Here is a 19273-nt window from a genome sequence, read left to right as displayed (position 1 = left end):
AAATGTTTTTTTCAGGAAAAAGCAGGAAAAAAGCCATCCTTCATGGTATACATGAAAGATGGCTTTTATGATGGGAATACAGGGTATTCCACATCATCTATACATATTGAAGGCTTTCCTAATTATTGCATTGCTGGTACAGGTACTTTTTGAACCTGATCAATCGTGCCACCGCCGAGACAAACATCACCATCATAGAATACAACGGCTTGTCCCGGGGTAATCGCTTTTTGTTGTTGATCGAACTGTACATCCACGCTTCCGTCTTCCTGCCAAGTCAGAGTGACACCTTGATCCGGCTGACGGTAACGGAATTTGGCGGTGCAGCGGAAAGGTACGTTAGGCACTTGGTCAGCACCAGCAATCCAGTTAACGCCAGTAGCCGTCAAACCTGTTGAGTACAGGCTCGCGTGCGCATCGCCTTGAACCACAAGCAGCTGATTTTTCTCCAGATCCTTATCGGCCACGAACCAAGGTTCACCATTGCCGGAACCGCCAATACCCAAACCTTGGCGCTGTCCGAGGGTGTAGTACATCAGTCCGTCATGACGGCCTTTTACTTCACCCGTTACAATATCAACCATGTCTCCGCCTTTGGCAGGAAGGTAGTTGCTCAGGAATTCCTTGAAGTTGCGCTCGCCGATAAAGCATACACCTGTGCTGTCTTTTTTCTTAGCCGTGTACAGGCCTGCTGCTTCAGCAATTTTCCGTACTTCCGGTTTAGGAAGATGGCCGATCGGGAACATCGCTTTGGACAGCTGGTTCTGGCTTAGTGCATTAAGGAAGTAGGTCTGGTCCTTGTTGCTATCTACGCCACGCAGCAGTTTGAACGTGCCGTCTTCTTCGATAAGGCGAGCATAGTGCCCTGTGGCAACGTAGTCAGCGCCCAAATCAAGCGCCTTGTTCAGGAATTCGCCAAATTTGATCTCGCGATTGCACATGACATCTGGATTTGGTGTCCGACCTGACTTATATTCATCAAGGAAATAGGTAAATACTTTATCAAAGTACTCTTTCTCGAAGTTGACAGTGTAATAAGGAATGCCGATCTGTTCACAAACCCGGCGAACGTCCTCTGAATCTTCTTCAGCGGTACAGTGGCCGAATTCGTCCGTGTCATCCCAGTTTTTCATGAAAATGCCGATGACATCGTATCCCTGCTCCTTCAGCAGCAAGGCGGTAACGGAAGAATCGACACCTCCGGACATGCCAACGACGACCCGAGTGTTCTCAATTGTTTTGGACATCGTTATCACCATTTCTATATATAAATGTGTTTCGTTTCTATTCTAGCATAACCGGACTCAAGTTACGATACACCCGGCCAATTTTGGGTAGTGTCCACTCCAGGCGCACAATTTGGAATATCGTCAATCTTTCTTTTCCATAAAGCCTGCAGATATGTTAACATTAGCTGAGGGTTATGATCGGAATACGGAGGATTACGTGGATGAGATCTGTATTATTCATATCCCGCTGTGGCGGATGATGAAAAATACGGTCTTGCATCACGCCAAGTATATATTGTAATTGTTTTTCTGAAAATTGAAAGAGGTGACTCCTTTGAAAATATCGACAAAAGGCCGTTATGGGCTAACTATCATGATGGAGCTGGCAGCCAGAACTGGCGAAGGCCCTACATCCCTTAAAAGCATTGCGGAGCGCAATCAGCTCTCGGAACATTATCTGGAGCAGCTGATCGCTCCGCTGCGTAATGCCGGACTCGTGAAGAGTATCCGTGGAGCATACGGGGGATATATCTTGGCAGGAGATCCAGCGACAGTGACTGCAGGAGACGTGATTCGTGTACTGGAGGGGCCAATCTCCCCAGTGGACTTCACCGAGGAAGATGACCCGGCCAAACGGGACCTGTGGCTGCGCATTCGTGACAGCATTGCAGAGGTGCTGGATTCCACAACGCTCAAAGACCTGATTTCGTTCCAGGATCAGGAACAAAAAGACAGCTACATGTTCTATATCTAATCAAGGTGGATACGGAACGTTCAGCCATACACTAAAGCCCCCATTATGGGGGCTTTAGCCATGCAAAGCAACATTTTATACCCATAAATCAAATGGAATTTCAACATATAACGGGGTGAATTCAATGAACAGAATTTATTTGGACCACGCAGCATCCACGCCCATGCACCCGCTGGTGGCGGAAGCGATGATGAAAGTCATGACAGGCCAATATGGCAATGCTTCGAGCATACACTCTTTTGGACGGGATGCGAAGCGGACGGTTAGCGGAGCAAGGGACAGTATTGCGGCTTCCTTGGACTGTTTCCCGGATGAACTCGTATTTACGAGTGGTGGCACGGAAAGTGATAATCTGGCAATCTTTGGTGCAGTTTCTGCACGAAAAGAGCAGGGGAAACACGTGATTACAACGGTGATCGAACATCACGCGGTTCTTCACAGCTGTCAAGAGCTTGAACGTCAAGGTTATGAAGTTACCTATCTGCCTGTCGACGAGCATGGAAGAATAAGTTTGGATGAGCTTCAGGAGGCAATTCGGCCGGATACGGTGCTGATTACGATGATGTTTGCCAATAACGAGGTAGGAACGATTCAGCCCATCCGCGAAATAGGGGAGCTGGCACGGAAGCATCAGATTTTATTTCATACCGATGCAGTACAGGCTCTGGGCACCCAAAACATCTCTTGTAAAGATCTACCGGTTGACTTGATCAGTTTCTCTGCGCATAAAATTAATGGGCCCCAAGGTGTAGGGGCACTTTATGTGCGTCGTGGCATTGTACTGGAAGCCAAATCCCATGGAGGACTGCAAGAGCGTCAGCGCCGAGCAGGTACGGAGAATATAGCAGGAATTGCCGGATTTGCAGAGGCACTCAACATTGCGACAGCGCAAGCAGAGACACATCGTCAGCAGGATCTGGAATTACGGAAGCTTTTGTTAACACAGCTGGAAATCCATGTGGGCAAAGCCCATTTTCACGTGAACGGTCATCCCGAATATACGCTGCCCAACATTCTGAATATCAGTTTTCCTGAGGTATCCACAGAAACCATGTTAATGAACCTGGATATGGAAGGCATCGCGGTTGCGAGCGGTTCTGCATGTACATCAGGCTCTCTCGAAGTATCTCATGTACTCAAAGCAATGATGCTGCCGGAGGCATTTTTGCATTCAGCGATTCGTTTTAGCTGGGGATTGGGTAATACTACGGAAGAAATCATGAAAACCGCCGAAAAAATTGGAACCATTCTTGAACGATTGCGTAATAGACCCTAAGGGGCTCTTTTGCACATGGAACAAAAGGAGGGAAGAAGTTCCATTTCATCGGTTAGATAGAAGCGGTTTTGATGATCGGCGTCTGATTGCCACTCATCAACTTTGGGCATACCTAGCAATAGCGCCGCGCCTATTTAATGATAAGAAGATGAGGAGGACCCTGCGATGAAGCTTCAGGAAATGATCGGACTAGCCGTTTTTGATGTCGAGGACGGGAAACAGGTCGGTAAGATCCAGGATTTCATTGTTAGTGACGATTGGAAAATTGAAGGCATTGAACTTGAGAACAAAGGCCTGTTTACCAATCATGTCAAAATCGTGCAGTGGCAAGACATTGTTGCCTACGGCGAAGATGCCGTCATGATCCGTAATCAACAGGCTGTCCGCAAGACGGGAGCCGACGACATAAAACACACGTATCTTCTTGGCCAATCTAAATTGAAAGAGATGTCCGTGCTGACCGAGGAAGGTTTGCTGCTTGGACGAGTCTCCGATGTTTATTTTGACCAAGAGTTGGGAAATACAATAATAGGGATTGAAATTACGGACGGTTTTGTGTCCGATCTGATCGAGGGCCGTAAATGGCTGCCATGTACAAGCGATATGTCTATCGGGGAAAGTGCCATTATGGTGCCTCCACTGAGTGAACAGCGCTTGGAAAATGCCATTCATTCTGTTAATGGATAGGTGAATGTATATGAAATGTCCAAATTGTAGTTCCAAAGATATTGGGAAAATTGGTTCCCACCAGTTCTATTGCTGGGGTTGCTTTATTGAACTGAACGTAAACGGTGAGAAAATGTCTGTATATCAAGTTGAAGAAGATGGAACGCTCAGCTCGCTTGACGATCTATTCTTCGGGGAAGAGCTGCCACAGGACTTCCCGCATCTGCATGCATCTTCTTAAAATGCGAGTGAAACTTCCTCTATATGCGGTTTTGTGACAATGAATGTCACGAACCATGTCGCAAAGCGACGACAGATGTGTATAGATGACAGTTACATAGCAGTCTGTCCAGCCTGCATTAATGTATGCTGGGGCAGGCCTCAACATGCGTCTTCTTCCTTAGTGAAGGGGGCGCTTTTTTGTTTTCTTCTTTTCCACATCTGTGCGGGGTTAATAAATATTCCCTTTCCTACATATACTGACTCTCAGAGCCAGTCCAAAGGGGAGAGATGCAAGTGGAGCAATTAACCAAAAACAAGCTGTTCCGTTATGCCATCTGGCTGCTGCTCGGCTTGATCATTCTGTATTTTATATGGCTGTTAAGGCCCTTGCTGCTTCATATATACGGATTCCTGAAAACCGTACTTGCACCGTTTATCGTGGCCCTTATTATTTCCTATGTGCTTAATCCCATTGTAAGTATGTTGGGCGGACGGAAGGTGCCACGCTCCATCGCTGTTTTGCTGATCTATGCTTTTTTTCTCACCTGTATCGGCGTCATACTCATGAATGTCATTCCAGTGCTGATTGAGCAGCTCGAAGAACTGAACGAGCATATGCCTGAATTGTCGATGCGCGCACAGAGTCTCATGAACAGCATGGATCATAAATTGATGCCACCAAGTGTACGCACAGGCATGAACAGCTGGTTCTTCCAGATGGAAGACCGTCTTACCCAAGGCATAACGATGCTGATGGACAACATCGGAGCCACGATCAATGTGCTGTTTAACGTATTTATTGTGCCGTTTCTCATTTTCTATATGTTAAAAGACTTTGAGGTGTTCGAACGCACGGTCGTTGCGTATCTGCCGCGTTCTCGCCGCAAAGCCATCGTTTCGGTCATGAAGGAGATTGATACGGCACTCGGCAATTATATTCGGGGACAGTTCATCGTCTGTGTCATTGTTGGCATCTTCGCCTATATCGGTTACGTGATTATTGATATGCCTTACGCGCTGCTGCTGGCAAGCATTGTGGCCGTATTTAATATTGTGCCATACCTGGGGCCTTTCCTGGGTGCGGCGCCAGCTGTAGTTATGGCTTCAACCGTATCTGTTAAAATGGTCCTGCTGGTGGTCATCGTAAACACGCTATGCCAGGTGCTGGAGAGCAACGTCATCTCCCCGCAGGTTGTAGGGCGGACGCTGCATCTGCATCCATTGTCGATTATTTTTGCGCTGCTTGTAGGTGGAGAACTGGCAGGGATTGTAGGTCTTATTCTGGCGGTGCCTGTTTTTGCCGTTCTTAAAGTCATCGTGCAGCACTTTTTTGCCTACTACATCAAGCGAAGGACGGATTAAGTGCTCGAGCATGAGGCGTCTTGGGGGTACATTGACACTCGCATGGCCTACCGATATAATGAAGTCACATGTTTCAAAAATGAAATCGATGATGAAATGAAGTACGCCGGGGGTTCCTTTCCTCAGAGAATAGACTTCTTCGGATCAGATTCAGATCTGACCGATGGCTGGAAGAGTCTTGAAAGTTGAAGCGGCGGAAAGCTGATTTCGGAGTGCAGGACAACCCTGCCGGGCGCGACCGTTATTCGCATCAACGAGGAGATTGCTGATTGGTCCGAAATGAGGGACAGGCAGCAATAACCAGGGTGGTACCGCGATAACATCGTCCCTGATATTTCAGGGGCGTTTTTTGTGTTTGTTTTTACAAAAGCAATGTTTACCAACCGGGGCAAATAGCTCCGGACCATTATAATTAATTGGGGGCAGTCCGTATGAAAGCCAGTGAAATCCGTTCCAAATGGATAGAGTTTTTTGCAAGTAAAGGTCACAAAATTGAGCCAAGCGCATCGCTCGTACCTCACAACGATCCTTCCCTTTTGTGGATCAATGCGGGAATGGCGCCGCTTAAGCCGTATTTTGACGGACGTGAGAAACCGGAGAATCCGCGTCTCGCGAACTCCCAGAAATGTATTCGTACCAACGATATCGAGAATGTCGGCAAAACACGCCGTCACCATACGTTCTTCGAAATGCTGGGTAACTTCTCCATCGGAGATTATTTCAAAGAAGAAACCATTACTTGGGCATGGGAATTCCTGACGAGCAAGGAATGGATCGGATTCGATCCAGAGCGTCTGTCGGTAACGGTTTATCCAGAAGACGAAGAAGCTTTCAAACTGTGGAACGAAAAAGTGGGATTGCCGGCAGAACGTATCATCAAACTGGATGAGAACTTCTGGGATATCGGTGAAGGCCCATGCGGTCCATGTACCGAAATATTCTATGACCGCGGTGAAGCTTACGGCAATGACATGAACGATCCGGAAATGTACCCGGGCGGGGAAAACGAGCGTTACCTTGAAGTATGGAACCTGGTATTCTCCCAGTTTAATCACAACAAGGATGGCAGCTATACGCCGCTTCCTAACAAAAACATTGATACAGGTGCAGGTTTGGAGCGTTTTGCTTCCATTCTGCAGAACGTGGATTCCAACTTTGACACAGACCTGTTCCAACCGATGATTCAAAGAACAGCGGCACTTGCCGGTGTGAAATACAACGACAGTGTTGAGATTGATGTAGCGCTGAAAGTTATTGCTGACCATATCCGTACCGTTGCTTTTGCAGTAGGCGATGGCGTTCTGCCAAGTAATGAAGGACGTGGATACGTTATCCGCCGCCTGCTGCGCCGTGCTGTACGCTACGGAAAGGTTCTCGGATTGGACCGTCCATTCCTCTATGAACTGACAACAACAGTCGGTGAAGTCATGGGCGTATACTACCCAGAGGTGGTAGACAAGCAAGAATTTATCGCGAAGGTCATCAAAACCGAAGAAGAACGGTTCCACGAAACACTTAGTGACGGATTGGCGATTCTGGCAGACATCAGTGCTGCAGCCAAATCCGAAGGTCGTACGGTAATCAGTGGTCCGGAAGCATTCAAATTGTATGACACATATGGCTTCCCGTTTGACCTTACTGAAGATTACGCAGCAGAGCATGGCTTGACTGTTGATCGTGAAGGTTTCGATGCATCCATGCAGGAACAACGTGATCGTGCACGTGCAGGCCGTCAGGAAAGCGAAAGCATGAAGGTCCAAGGTGGACCACTTGCTGATCTGGAGGTTAAAAGCGAGTTTGTTGGTTATACTGACCTGTTGACGGAAGCAAAAGTGGTTGCCATCGTTGCAGGCGATGCCCTTGTCAATTCAGTAAGCGAGGGACAAACCTGTCAGGTGATCCTCGATAAAACTCCGTTCTATGCAGAGAGCGGAGGACAAGTCAGCGATCAGGGCTTGCTGCGCGGAGCAGGCGTTACTGCCAAAGTACAAGGGCTGTTCAAAGCTCCGCAAGGACAGCACGTACACATGGTAAGCGTAGAGTCGGGTGAATTGCGTGTAGGTGATATGATTCAAGCGGAAGTGGATGCGTCCAAGCGTGGAGATATTATCAAAAACCATACAGCTACCCATTTGCTGCACAAAGCACTTAAGGATGTGCTGGGTACGCATGTCAATCAGGCAGGTTCCCTTGTGGAGCCGCAGCGCCTGCGGTTTGACTTCTCTCACTTCGGCAGCATTACACCGGAAGAATTGACAGAGATTGAACGTCAGGTGAATGAGCAGATCTGGAATCGCCTGAATGTGAACATTGAATTGAAGGCCATTGATGAAGCCAAAGAAATGGGCGCTATGGCATTGTTCGGTGAAAAATATGGAGATATTGTACGTGTCGTACAAATCGGTGACTACAGTTTGGAACTTTGTGGCGGCTGTCACGTAAACAATACATCGGAGATTGGCATGTTCAAGCTTGTCAGCGAGAGCGGCATTGGTTCCGGTGTACGCCGGATTGAGGCTGTAACCGGTCGTGGTGCGTACCTCTTCGTTGAAAGTCAGCTGGAGCTGCTCAAACAATCGGCAGCCCTGCTAAAAGCCAATGTTGCGGATGTGCCTAAACGGATCGAAGGTCTGAACCAACAGCTGAAAGAAGCTGCGAGAGAAACGGAATCGCTGCAAAGCAAGCTGAGTGCCATGGAAGCAGGCTCGTTGACGGATCAAGTGGTACAGGCAGGAGATACACAAGTGCTCGCAGCCCGCGTGGACGCACCGAACATGGATGCGCTGCGTACCGTTGCCGACGAATTGAAAGTGAAGCTGCCTGATGCTGTGCTCGTTCTGGGTGCTCCTGCAGATGGCAAAGTAAACTTCGTGGTTGCTGTTCCTGCTGAGAAAGTGAAGCAAGGTCTTCATGCCGGTAAAATCGTCAAGGAAGTCGCAGCAGTATGCGGCGGTGGTGGTGGCGGACGTCCAGACATGGCACAAGCCGGAGGCAAGGATGCGTCCAAGCTGGATGAAGCGCTGAAACTGGCCGTTTCACTCATCGCACAATAACGGACAAGCAAAAAACACAATTGCATTCTCCTTTGTTTACTCGTGGCAGTCAGAATATGTTATTATATAAGCAGAAATCAATTCGGCAGGACATGGTCCCCATGTTCATGCAGGAGCGAGGTGTCATCAATGGACTCCATGGATAAGACGGTTAAATTTAATGTGAAAGCTGACGAGCAGGAAGCATCCTCCAAAGAGATTCTTCTCACGGTGTATGATGCACTGGTGGATAAGGAGTACAATCCAATCAACCAGATTGTCGGGTATCTGATTTCGGGAGACCCTGCATACATTCCTCGTCATAACAACGCACGCAGTCTGGTCCGGAAGAAGGAGCGCGACGAGCTGATTGAAGAGCTTGTACGTTCTTATCTGGCCAATCACCGGTAATGTATACCGCTTCCACTGTGATGCAGCCATGCATGCAGTGGGAAATGAACCGACAGAAGACAGCCTGAAGCTTGAGAAGGGAAGAATCCTATCTTCCCGCGCGGGCTTGAGGATGGGAGAGCATGGATGAAAATATTAGGTTTGGACTATGGGGACCGAAGAATCGGAGTTGCCGTTAGTGACGCCTTCGGTTGGACTGCCCAGGGATTAGAAGTGCTTGAACGCCGCCGGGATGAAGGTGAGTTCGGTCGCATTGCTGAACTAGTGCGTGAGCACGAAATCAGCGAGATCGTTGTCGGACTCCCCAAAAACATGAACGGCACCGTAGGGCCGCGTGGTGAAATTTGCATTGCTTTTGCCGAACGCCTTCGGGGCGAACTGAATTTACCTGTTCACCTTTGGGATGAACGGCTGACAACCATGGCAGCAGAACGAACGCTGATTGAAGCGGATGTCAGTCGAAAAAAACGCAAGCAGGTTGTGGACAAAATGGCCGCAAGCTTGATTTTGCAAAATTATTTGGATGCGAACAGTAAAAGGTGAGGGGGATCAACAATGGCTGAAGATCAACTGGGTATGGAAGAAGAATCGGAGATTATTTACATCGCGGATGACGAGGGCAATGAAGAAGAATTCGAAGTCATCATGAAGTTTGAAGTAGATGGGTCGGAGGCCAAGTATATGATGGTTGCTCCGGTTGAACCTGAAGATGGCGAAACGGATGTATATGCATTCCGTTACGAAGAAGATGGCGACGATATTAAACTTTTCGTCATCCAAGATGATGCCGAATGGGATATTGTCGAGGAGACGTTTAATACATTTTTAGCTGAAGATGAAGAGGAAGCGAACTAAATGACGGAATATAGCCGCAAAGACCTGAAATGGACAGATTCACTGCGTCTGGCATTCGGTGCTCATGTTGAGCTCGAGGAAGAGAACGGTAAATCGCAACCGTATGACTTGTTGGCTGAGTTTGAAGTCCATGGTCAACAGTACGCGGTACTCCGCAGTTCATTGCGTCCTTATGACGAGGTTGAACTTCTGCGGGTATTGCCGGGAAGCGAAGACCAGATCATGCCTGAGTTAGTTACGATTGATGATGACGAAGAATGGGAGAACATCTCGGAACTGTACGATGAATGTACCCTCCCGATTGACGAAGATTAACCAGCTTCAAATTGAAGAAACCGGAAGGGCGGAGAAGTCCGCTCTTTTTGGTTGTGTAAAGGAGTTGTGTCTTTTTTGAAAGGGAAAGTCATATTAGTCATTCTGCTTATCCTTGTAATTGTGGTCGGAGGGGCAGGTGCTGCAGTCTGGAACATGATGCGACCTGTTTCGGATTCAGCAGAACCGGTTGTATTCGAGATCAAAAGCGGATCTGGAACATCACAAATTGCGGATCAGCTTGAGCAAGAGGGACTGATTCGAAGTGGTCTAGCTTTTAAAGGGTATTTGAAGTGGAAGAACCAAGGATCGAGTTTTATGGCAGGTACATATTCGATGAATCCTGGCGTGTCATACGATGAGATTATTAGCAAGTTAAACAGCGGTGAAGTAGTACCCGAAGAAATGGTGAAATTTACGATTCCTGAAGGATATACCGTGCTGCAAATGGCGGATAAATTGTCTGCAGAAGGTGTCGTAGATCGTGAAGAATTCATCAAGCTGGCGAATGATCCGTCTTCCTTCGATGTCGATATCATTAAGGATATTCCGGTGGATGAAGAACTTCGTTACGCCTTGGAGGGATACTTGTTCCCTGAAACCTATGAGCTCAAAAAGGACAGCTCCACCCATGACGTCATGCAGCGAATGCTTGAAGAATTTCAGACCAAAATCAATACCATACCGGATCTGGATTCCAAACTGAAAGCCCGCAATCTCTCTTTGCATGAGCTGCTTACGATCGCTTCCCTTGTGGAGCGAGAAGTTGTGGTGGATGAGGAACGTGCTCTGGTTGCAGGCGTGATTGATAACCGGATCAAGCAGGACATGAAGCTGGAGATCGATGCGACCGTTCAATATTTGCTGGACAAGCCCAAGGCACGATTATTGTTCAAAGACTTGAAGGTTCAGAGTCCATACAACTCGTATCTCAACAAGGGACTGCCGCCAGGGCCAATTGCAAGCCCGAGTTTGGAATCCATTGAGGCCGCTCTGGCACCGGAAGCTTCAGACTACCTGTTCTATGTTACGAAGAAGGATGGTTCATCCGAGCACCTGTTTGCCAAAACGTATAAGGAACATCAGCAAAATATAGCCAAAAGTAAGGCTGCGCAATAAGCGGAGGGGATGTATATGAGTAAGAAACATGAACTGCTAGTTACGGCAGCGAATGTAAATGAAGCAGAAGTACTGCTCCAGGCCGGAGCAGATGCCTTGTTAATTGGGGATGATCGCTTCGGCATGCGTTTACCCGGCAGTTTCACTGTGGAAGAGACAGCCGAAGTGGTTGCCCTTGCTGCCAAACATCAGGCTCGTGTCTATGTATCCATGAATAACTTGATGTCCAACGAGCTGTTGAAGGAGCTCCCTGAGTATGTTCAGGCTCTGGGCAGCATTGGGGTTCATGCCGTGGAATTTAACGATCCATCCGTGCTGGCTGCGATTAAGGAGTATGCTCCCCATATTCAGCTGCACTGGAATGCGGAGATGACTTCAACGAACTACGCAACGGCCAACTATTGGGGCAACAAAGGTGCCAGTCGTGTTGTACTCGCCAGAGAGCTGAATATGGATGAGCTGACAGAGATGGTTCCTTTTCTAAAAGTTGAAGCTCAGGTCCAGGTGCATGGCATGACGAATATTTATCATTCCAAACGCAGTCTGGTCCAAAGTTATATGGCTCATCAGGGGCGCCCGGTAGAGGGGCACCTTGGTAAAGAGCGCGGGCTATTTCTGATTGAGGCAGAACGCCGAGATGAGAAATTCCCGATTTATGAAGATGTTAACGGTACGCACATCATGAGCTCTGAAGATATTTGCATTTTGGAGGATCTTCATCTGTTGATGGAGGCAGGTGTTCATAGCTTCAAGATTGAAGGTATTCTCAAACCGCTGGTTTACAATGAGGCTGTTGTCCGGGCATACCGGAGGGCTATTGATTGTTATGCAGCAGATGCGGATGCATATGCTTTTTCGGATGAGTGGCTGGATGAGGTCCGCCAACTGCAGGATCCTGAACGGGAGCTGTCATTTGGCTTTTTCTACAAAGAACAGGTGTATTAATAGACGAGGTGAACGAAATGGAAACAGTGGCGGTACAGCGGAAGTTCTCGGGTAAACGTAACCGTCTGGACAAACCGGAGCTTCTAGCTCCGGCGGGTAATCTGGAAAAACTCAAATTTGCAATTCATTATGGGGCAGACGCTGTGTATATTGGCGGACAGGCCTATGGACTTCGTTCCAATGCAGACAACTTCAGCTTTGAGGAAATGCGTGAAGGTGTGGAATTTGCGAGTAAATACGGTGCCAAAGTATTTGTGGCTACCAATATCTATGCACACAATGAAGACATTGAAGGCATTGAGGCGTATTTGCAAAACCTGTACAATGCGGGCATCGCAGCCGTGATCGTGGCGGACCCGGCGATTATTGAAGTCGCTCAGCGTGCTGTACCCGGCCTTGAGGTACACCTAAGTACGCAGCAATCTACACTGAACTGGCAAGCCGTGAAGTTCTGGAAAGACGAGGGGCTCCCGCGTGTGGTTCTGGGGCGTGAAACCAGCTTCGAGGAGATCGAAGAGATCAAGGCAAATGTCGATATCGAGATTGAAGCGTTCATTCATGGGGCAATGTGTTCCTCCTATTCGGGACGCTGTGTACTCTCCAATCACTTTACAGATCGGGATTCCAACCGGGGGGGCTGCTGCCAATCCTGCCGCTGGAAGTATGATTTGTTTGAGGATGCCAGAGAAGACGCGGTGTGGGTAAGCGAAGAAGAAATGCAGATGCAGGCCCCGGCACCTTTCAAGCTGGGTGAGAACCAGCTGCCCCTGTTCCAGGAACAGGATAATTCGTTCTCCATGGGATCGAAAGATCTGTGCATGATCGGCCATATCCCCGAGTTGATTGATGTGGGTGTGGACAGCTTTAAAATTGAGGGTCGTATGAAGTCCATTCACTATGTGGCTACTGTCGTGAACGTATATCGTCAAGCGATCGATGCTTACATGGCTGATCCGGAAAACTATGTGTTGAAGCCGGAATGGGTCGAAGAGATGAATAAGGCTGCCAACCGTCCGTTAAACACCGGATTTTTCTACGATACACCGGACCATGAGGATCACATTTACGAGCCGGAAGAAAAAGCAGTTCCTTATGACTTCGCCGGATTGGTTATGGACTATGATGCAGCTACAGGAATGGCCACCATTCAGCAGCGGAATCATTTCAAGCCTGGACAAGAGATCGAATTTTTCGGTCCAAACGGCACCTTTTTCAAACAGGTTGTAGGTGAAATTCAGGATGAAGAAGGCAATGTACTGGACGCAGCAAGACACCCATTGCAGTTGATCAAAATGAAAGTAGACCAGCCTGTATCTTATTTTGATATGATGAGAAAAAAGAAATAGGTTAAATGGCCTATCAACAACAAAATTGTGTTATGAATTAACAATATGTTGTTATGAATCTAACGATTTAGCCCTCCGTATATCGGTATATGGGGGGCTTTTTTTTATAGAAAAATAGGAAAAAAGTTGCAAAATATTTTTTAAAAACAAAAGGGGAAAGGGGAAAACTGTCGAATATTACATAATTATAGGGGAGAGAAAGAAAAACAACTAGCAAAATGGCAGGTGAATGGGATTGGTTCAAAAGAAGCAGAAGGACAGTGGGGAAAAGGTGAAGAAACCAGTGAAGGAAAAAAAACCGAGAGAGCAAAAGTTTCAGAAATTGAGCTTCTTCAAAAGCAAGACGGAAAAACCATCGAACAAGAAGCCATTTAAGCTGGATTGGAAAAAGATCCAGTGGAATAAGATGGGAGGGACAACGTTAACTCAGATCAGGAAGGCAAACCCGGTTAAATCGGTAGGAGTCAAACTATTCTTAATCTTTTTTGCGGGGATTATGATTTTTGTTATTAGTTTGGGTCTATTATCCTACTCGAAAGCCAAAAACACCATTGAGGAAAATGCCTCCCGGGCAAACCAGGAAACGATCGATCAAACCAAAGAAAAAATGGATATCATTCTGGAGCGTTTTGTGGATACGTCAACCCAGATCTTCTTTGATCCGGAAATGCAATCCTTGTTGCAAAACATGTCTAATAAGGATCTGACAGCGTATGATATGTTTATCAATTCAAGCTCCATCAATAAACAGCTATCAAACGTTGCTTTTACAAATAAATCTATGGAAGCGATTTATCTGGTACCCACGGATGAAAACAAGTCTACCATGGGAACGGGCAGCAGCAGTGCTTCAATGGGTAATATTCGCAGCGAGGCTTGGTATAACGAGATTGTACAGTCCGGCGGATATCGCTGGCTTCCAACAGAAATTAAAGAAGACGGAAGTGCGCCAACGTTCCGAATTGCCCGTTCCATGAAAAACCTGCAGGGCACAAACCAATCATATGTCTTGGTGATTGAGTTGAAACTGGAAGTTTTGGAGGAACAGTTGAAATCGCTTAATCTGGGAGAGGGAGCTGTAATTCAGCTCATTGCTCCGGATAAAAAGGTTGTAGCCTCTACGATTGCTGACCGCACAGGTAAGGAGACAGAACTCGCTTTTTATGGTGAGTTGACTGAACAGACAGGCAGTACCAATGCAGAGTATGCGGTTGATGGCAAATCTACCGATATGCTTGTCGTTTACAGCACGATGGAAACGTCGGATTGGAAGTTGATTGGAATGGTACCTACCTCAATGCTGGTTAAGGATGCCAAAGGCATTTTGACGCTAACCTTATGGATGGCATTGGTCGATGCAGCCATTGCAGTATTGATTGGCGTATGGATGGTTCGCATGATTGCCCGTCCGCTGGGCAGATTGAAAGACCTCATGCAGGAAGGGGCCAAAGGAAATCTGAAGGTGCGTACACCGTTTACCTCCAAAGATGAAATTGGTCAATTGTCAGCAGCCTTCAATCTGATGATGGAACAGATCACGAAGTTGGTTGAGCAAACGAATCGTTCTGCACAGGAGGTGCTGGATACCGCTTCCGAGCTAAGCAATGCATCCAAGAAGACAGCTATTTCTGCATCGGAGATCGCAGTAGCCACGGAAGAGATTGCAGGTGGTGCAAGCAGCCTGGCTACGGAAGCCGAGCGTGGTAATGAGTTAACCGATAATATCTCACGTCAGATGCAGAGTGTTGTTGCCGCGAACGAGGAGATGGGGCAATCCGCCCGTCATGTCGAGCAGTCCAGTGAGACAGGAACGCAGCACTTGAATCAGTTAATGACGAAGACACAGAAGACCGAAGAGATGATCGGTGCTCTGGTGAACAAGGTGGACTCCCTGAAAGAGAGTACATCTTCCGTTCTGAAGGTTCTGGATGTGCTCCAAAATATTACGAAACAGACGAATATTCTGTCACTGAATGCCACCATTGAAGCGGCACGTGCTGGTGCAGCCGGACGCGGATTCATGGTTGTTGCTGGTGAGGTTCGTCAACTCGCCGAGCAATCCAGACAGTCCATTGACATGGTGGGCGAGATTACCGATAAAATCATGCATGAGATGAACGAAACGGTGACCGCATTGTCCAATGTCAATCCTTTATTCCGGGAGCAAATGGATGCCGTTAAAGACACCAATGTGATCTTTGCTTCGGTTCAAGAGCAGATGGGGGCATTTGTAGAGAAGCTGGGCATGGTGACGGACTCCATCGGGGATCTGAGCAAGTCTCAAGGTACATTGTCTGAGGCGATGAGTAATGTAAGCGCAGTCGCCGAGGAATCCTCTGCAACCTCTGAAGAAGTGGCTTCCTTGAGCAGCGAGCAGCAGAATATCAGCAACCAGTTGGTGAACTTGTCCGATAAGCTGGAGAATGTATCCACTGAACTGAAAAATACACTGTCACGCTTTACGGTATAATCAAATACAAAAAACGTGAAATCTTCAACAAACCTGTTCCTTTTCTGGAGCAGGTTTGTTTCTGTTTTCCGGATAATTCCAGCTAGGAAGAAGCATACTATGCAGAAAAAAGAAGAAGGGGATAAGGAAGCATGCGTGTACAACTAGAAAGAAGAATATATATTGGTTGTGTCTTCCTGACCGTCATTTTTGCAATCCTTATCCTTCGTCTCGGGTGGGTTCAGATGGTTCAGGTGAATCGAATCATGCCGGGATTCCAGCGAACGGTTCGTGAGATGTCTGTTTTGCAGCGTGAACGGGGCGTTATGCTTGATTCAGGCCGAGGACAAATCACAGACCGTAAGGGAAAATCACTGACAGGAAGCCTGCAGTGGGGAGTTGTGCTTTTTCCGCACTCTGGACATAGGCATGTCCAATCCCTGATGAATACAACAAACGTCAGATTGAAGCGGCTGGCAGCCATACTGCATACGGATACAACACACCTAATGAAAGAGTGGGAGCAGGGAGATGCTCCTCATTTCTGGACAGCAGGCACGCATCAACCCATGGTATTGGACAAGGCCCAATTGGCAAAACTTCAGGAATTCGAAGGAGATGGAGCCAGCGTATACCCCGTGATGTCACGTTATGACGAGAGACGTACAGGAAGGCAATGGTTAGGTTACCTGGCTGAACAACCTGAAGTTCTGAGCGTGAGAGATCATCATACAGATGAAGTGAAACAACCTTTTGCGCTAAAGTCGGGTGCAGCTGGACTGGAAAGGACACTGGATCCCCTATTGATGGGCGTGGGGCCAACCCTGCTGACTCGAATGGTTACTGGCACAGGAGAGGTTATTCCCGAATTTGAACCAAGGGTGATCGCCCCGAGAAATAGTCACTATCCTCTAAAGGTAGAGACCACAGTCGACTCGGACATACAGCAAGGAGTAGAACAGATTGCAGAGGAAGCGGGTATGGAAGAGGGGGCGATCGTTGTATTGGATACGGCAAATGCAGATGTACGCGCAATGGTCTCAGTTCCATTTTACGATCCGCTGCATGTGGATCCGGCCAACTCCTCCTGGGCGAATCGGGCTGTGCAGAGTGCTGTACCTGGATCGATATTCAAAATGGTTACGGCGGCAGCAGCTCTGGAATCACAAGCTGTTTCAACCAAAGAAACCTTTCATTGTGGCGGAGAATGGGGAAAGTATGGGTTATCCTGCTGGAAAGAACATGGACATGGTGATCTGAAGCTGGAACAGGGCTTCGCTGAGTCCTGTAATATTGTTTTTGCCGAAACAGCCCGCCGTCTCAGTATGGAGCAGTTGGAGCGAACTGCCGATGCTTTGGGCTTGGCACGGACGATCGGCTGGGAGAAGAAGGATGTGGCCGGAATGCCGGTGCTGCGTCATTTTGATCACGAAGATGCAGGGCGTGTACGTACAACAACAGTCTCCTCAGAGGATGAAGGAGCCCGGGTACAGACAGCCATTGGTCAGCGAGATACCCGCGTATCTCCGTTACAGGCGGCGAATCTGATTGTGACCCTGCTTCATGATGGCCGTGTTCACGCGCCGCGGCTTGTTCAGAATATCCGATATGCTGATGGTGATGGGATGCTTGAAATGCCCACGCAGTACTCGCCTTCGGAAGCCGGTCAGATCTCTCCCGCAACCTCTCATCAGCTTCTGAGATGGATGCGTAAGGTTGTAACGGATGGAACCGGAAAAACCCTGCAGCATGCACGGTGGCACGTTGCAGGGAAGTCAGGTACCGCCCAGGTGGAGCAGAAAGAACGGAAACTCAATCATCAATGGTTTATCGGGTATGGCCCGGTAGAACAGCCTCGATATGCAGTTGCTGTTTTGGTCCAGAATGTAGCACCAGGCGGACACCACCAGGCTACAGAACTCTTTCGCCGGGTGATGGATTACTTGGCCGAATCTTCCTGATCTGCAGTCTGTGTTGAAGGTTCGGCAGATGCTTCCGTGTTCACGCCCGCGGATTCACCCACAGGTGTATCCATGACTAATGGAGAAGAATCGAATTCATCCTTGGGCAGATGAATCCACCGCTGTAAATAGCCCTGCTGCAGCAGTTCCTTTAGCAAAATCAGCAGTACTGGAGATAGTACAACTCCGGCAATGCCGAATATGGAGAGTGAGATCAGCATAAATGAAAGCATCAGGTATGCGGAAGACACTCCGATCGAATTGCCGGATATTTTCGGTTCAAGCAGCTGGCGTGTCAGCATTGTAATCACGAGAACGACGACTAGACCAATGGCCAAGCTGCTGTTCCCTATGATAATCAGATAGACAATCCATGGGATAAATATAACCGGAACCCCCAGAAGAGGCACGAGATCAAATACCGCACAGACTGCAGCGATCGTAAAGGCATTATTGGTTCCAAGAATGAGCAGTCCGACATAGATCAATACAAAGGTAATCAGCATCATGATCATCTGTGCCTTCAAGTACGAACGAATGGTTTTGAAGACATGGTTGCGCATAAATGCCATAGCGAGCTTCAATGTTTTCGGTGTCTTGGCACGGGCAAACTTGCGCCAGGATTCAATCTCGATACTGAGAAAGAAGGCAAGAATAATTGCAATCCCAAAGTTTGTGATAAATGATGAGAATGAACTGAGAAATCCAATAATGAATTGTGCGCCACTGGTCACCCAGCTGGATAGGAAACCGGTAAGTGTTGCAAAATAATCATTTATTTTCTCAATAATACCCGGAGGAAGTGCGTTCCACTTGTCCTGAAGAAAGTAGGCGAGATTGGTGAACTCGCTCTGCAGCAGCTCCACGTATCGAGGGAAATTATCCTGCAGATTGGATATTTGAGAAATGATAATCAGACCCACGCCAAAAAAGGCAGCAACAATCAGTGCAAGAAATAGCAAAACGGATATCGCCGCTCCCAGTGTTTTGGGCAGTCCTCGGCGATGCAAAAAACGGGCCAGTGGTTCAATCATCCAGTATACGATAAATGAAAGAAACACAGGTGCAGCTATTTGATACAATCGGCTAAAGCCATACATGACCAAATATACAGTTAACACAAGTAAAGCGATGTCAAAAACAGTACGTCCATATTTTCTATAGAGGGGTAACATGGGCAGGGCTCCTTCATCCGTCATTCATTCCATTTATTGTACACGATTGACTTGTTTTTTGGAAAACAGGATTCAAGAAAAGTTTAAATTATGATAAAATTAAAGGCGATTTATTTTCCATAGTACTTGGATGGGAGCAGTCATTCAGCAAGAGAAGTG

At 47.6% G+C, this 19273-nt stretch carries 19 protein-coding genes; 17 read left to right on the top strand and 2 right to left on the bottom strand.

Translation table 11 applies throughout. The annotated features are described in order from the left end of the window. Positions 1-122: 122 nt before the first annotated feature. Complete coding sequence (mnmA, locus tag AC3WQ3_RS07690) at positions 123-1247, bottom strand: tRNA 2-thiouridine(34) synthase MnmA (RefSeq protein WP_141236692.1); 1125 nt, start codon at positions 1245-1247, stop codon at positions 123-125. A gap of 154 nt (positions 1248-1401) precedes the next feature. Between mnmA and AC3WQ3_RS07685 the strand changes: the two genes are divergently transcribed. The 17 genes from AC3WQ3_RS07685 (at position 1402) to AC3WQ3_RS07605 (ending at position 17939) form a co-directional block, all read left to right on the top strand. Then, on the top strand, positions 1402-1530 hold the full coding sequence (locus AC3WQ3_RS07685) for a hypothetical protein (RefSeq protein WP_492471907.1): 129 nt from the start codon (positions 1402-1404) through the stop codon (positions 1528-1530). 33 nt (positions 1531-1563) lie between these two features. Continuing rightward, positions 1564-1983 (top strand): cysteine metabolism transcriptional regulator CymR, encoded by a 420-nt coding sequence (gene cymR, locus AC3WQ3_RS07680; protein WP_127538637.1) that lies wholly within the window; start codon positions 1564-1566, stop codon positions 1981-1983. Between the two features lie 124 nt (positions 1984-2107). Further along, positions 2108-3259 (top strand): cysteine desulfurase family protein, encoded by a 1152-nt coding sequence (locus AC3WQ3_RS07675; protein WP_336780275.1) that lies wholly within the window; start codon positions 2108-2110, stop codon positions 3257-3259. Between the two features lie 165 nt (positions 3260-3424). Then, the gene (locus tag AC3WQ3_RS07670) at positions 3425-3946 is read left to right on the top strand and encodes a PRC-barrel domain-containing protein (RefSeq protein WP_095289518.1); all 522 of its coding nucleotides are present in this window, start codon (positions 3425-3427) and stop codon (positions 3944-3946) included. 10 nt (positions 3947-3956) lie between these two features. Further along, positions 3957-4166: a YrzR-like zinc ribbon domain gene (locus AC3WQ3_RS07665; protein WP_095289519.1), complete on the top strand. Its 210-nt coding sequence runs from the start codon at positions 3957-3959 to the stop codon at positions 4164-4166. 275 nt (positions 4167-4441) lie between these two features. Next, complete coding sequence (locus AC3WQ3_RS07660) at positions 4442-5509, top strand: AI-2E family transporter (protein WP_095289520.1); 1068 nt, start codon at positions 4442-4444, stop codon at positions 5507-5509. Between the two features lie 431 nt (positions 5510-5940). Continuing rightward, the gene (alaS, locus tag AC3WQ3_RS07655) at positions 5941-8562 is read left to right on the top strand and encodes an alanine--tRNA ligase (RefSeq protein ID WP_492471906.1); all 2622 of its coding nucleotides are present in this window, start codon (positions 5941-5943) and stop codon (positions 8560-8562) included. Between the two features lie 129 nt (positions 8563-8691). Further along, complete coding sequence (locus AC3WQ3_RS07650) at positions 8692-8952, top strand: IreB family regulatory phosphoprotein (protein WP_024633073.1); 261 nt, start codon at positions 8692-8694, stop codon at positions 8950-8952. Between the two features lie 126 nt (positions 8953-9078). After that, entirely contained in the window at positions 9079-9495 is a 417-nt protein-coding gene (gene ruvX / locus AC3WQ3_RS07645; protein WP_095289522.1) for a Holliday junction resolvase RuvX, read from the top strand. Between the two features lie 12 nt (positions 9496-9507). Further along, entirely contained in the window at positions 9508-9807 is a 300-nt protein-coding gene (locus tag AC3WQ3_RS07640) for a DUF1292 domain-containing protein (protein ID WP_127538641.1), read from the top strand. Then, a complete protein-coding gene (locus AC3WQ3_RS07635; protein WP_127538642.1) occupies positions 9808-10122 on the top strand; it encodes a DUF1292 domain-containing protein in 315 nt (104 codons plus the stop codon). It abuts the gene before it with no gap. 75 nt (positions 10123-10197) lie between these two features. Beyond that, positions 10198-11238, top strand: a complete 1041-nt coding sequence (gene mltG, locus AC3WQ3_RS07630) for an endolytic transglycosylase MltG (protein WP_336780279.1) — start codon at positions 10198-10200, stop codon at positions 11236-11238. 15 nt (positions 11239-11253) lie between these two features. After that, positions 11254-12183: a U32 family peptidase gene (locus AC3WQ3_RS07625; RefSeq protein WP_154896072.1), complete on the top strand. Its 930-nt coding sequence runs from the start codon at positions 11254-11256 to the stop codon at positions 12181-12183. Positions 12184-12200: 17 nt separating this feature from the next. Then, positions 12201-13529 (top strand): peptidase U32 family protein, encoded by a 1329-nt coding sequence (locus tag AC3WQ3_RS07620; protein WP_095289526.1) that lies wholly within the window; start codon positions 12201-12203, stop codon positions 13527-13529. 225 nt (positions 13530-13754) lie between these two features. Beyond that, on the top strand, positions 13755-13904 hold the full coding sequence (locus AC3WQ3_RS07615) for a hypothetical protein (RefSeq protein ID WP_492471905.1): 150 nt from the start codon (positions 13755-13757) through the stop codon (positions 13902-13904). Between the two features lie 121 nt (positions 13905-14025). Next, on the top strand, positions 14026-15999 hold the full coding sequence (locus AC3WQ3_RS07610; RefSeq protein WP_492471904.1) for a methyl-accepting chemotaxis protein: 1974 nt from the start codon (positions 14026-14028) through the stop codon (positions 15997-15999). A gap of 131 nt (positions 16000-16130) precedes the next feature. Then, the gene (locus AC3WQ3_RS07605; RefSeq protein ID WP_492471903.1) at positions 16131-17939 is read left to right on the top strand and encodes a peptidoglycan D,D-transpeptidase FtsI family protein; all 1809 of its coding nucleotides are present in this window, start codon (positions 16131-16133) and stop codon (positions 17937-17939) included. Here AC3WQ3_RS07605 and AC3WQ3_RS07600 read toward each other — a convergent pair. After that, positions 17918-19114 carry an AI-2E family transporter gene (locus tag AC3WQ3_RS07600; RefSeq protein ID WP_492471927.1) on the bottom strand — a complete coding sequence of 399 codons (1197 nt, stop codon included), beginning with the start codon at positions 19112-19114 and terminating at the stop codon, positions 17918-17920. The two genes, AC3WQ3_RS07605 and AC3WQ3_RS07600, sit on opposite strands and share 22 nt — an antisense overlap. Between the last annotated feature and the right edge of the window lie 159 nt (positions 19115-19273).

Source organism: Paenibacillus sp. FW104-T2, from assembly GCF_058789975.1.
This window is presented reverse-complemented; position numbering and strand designations above follow the sequence as displayed.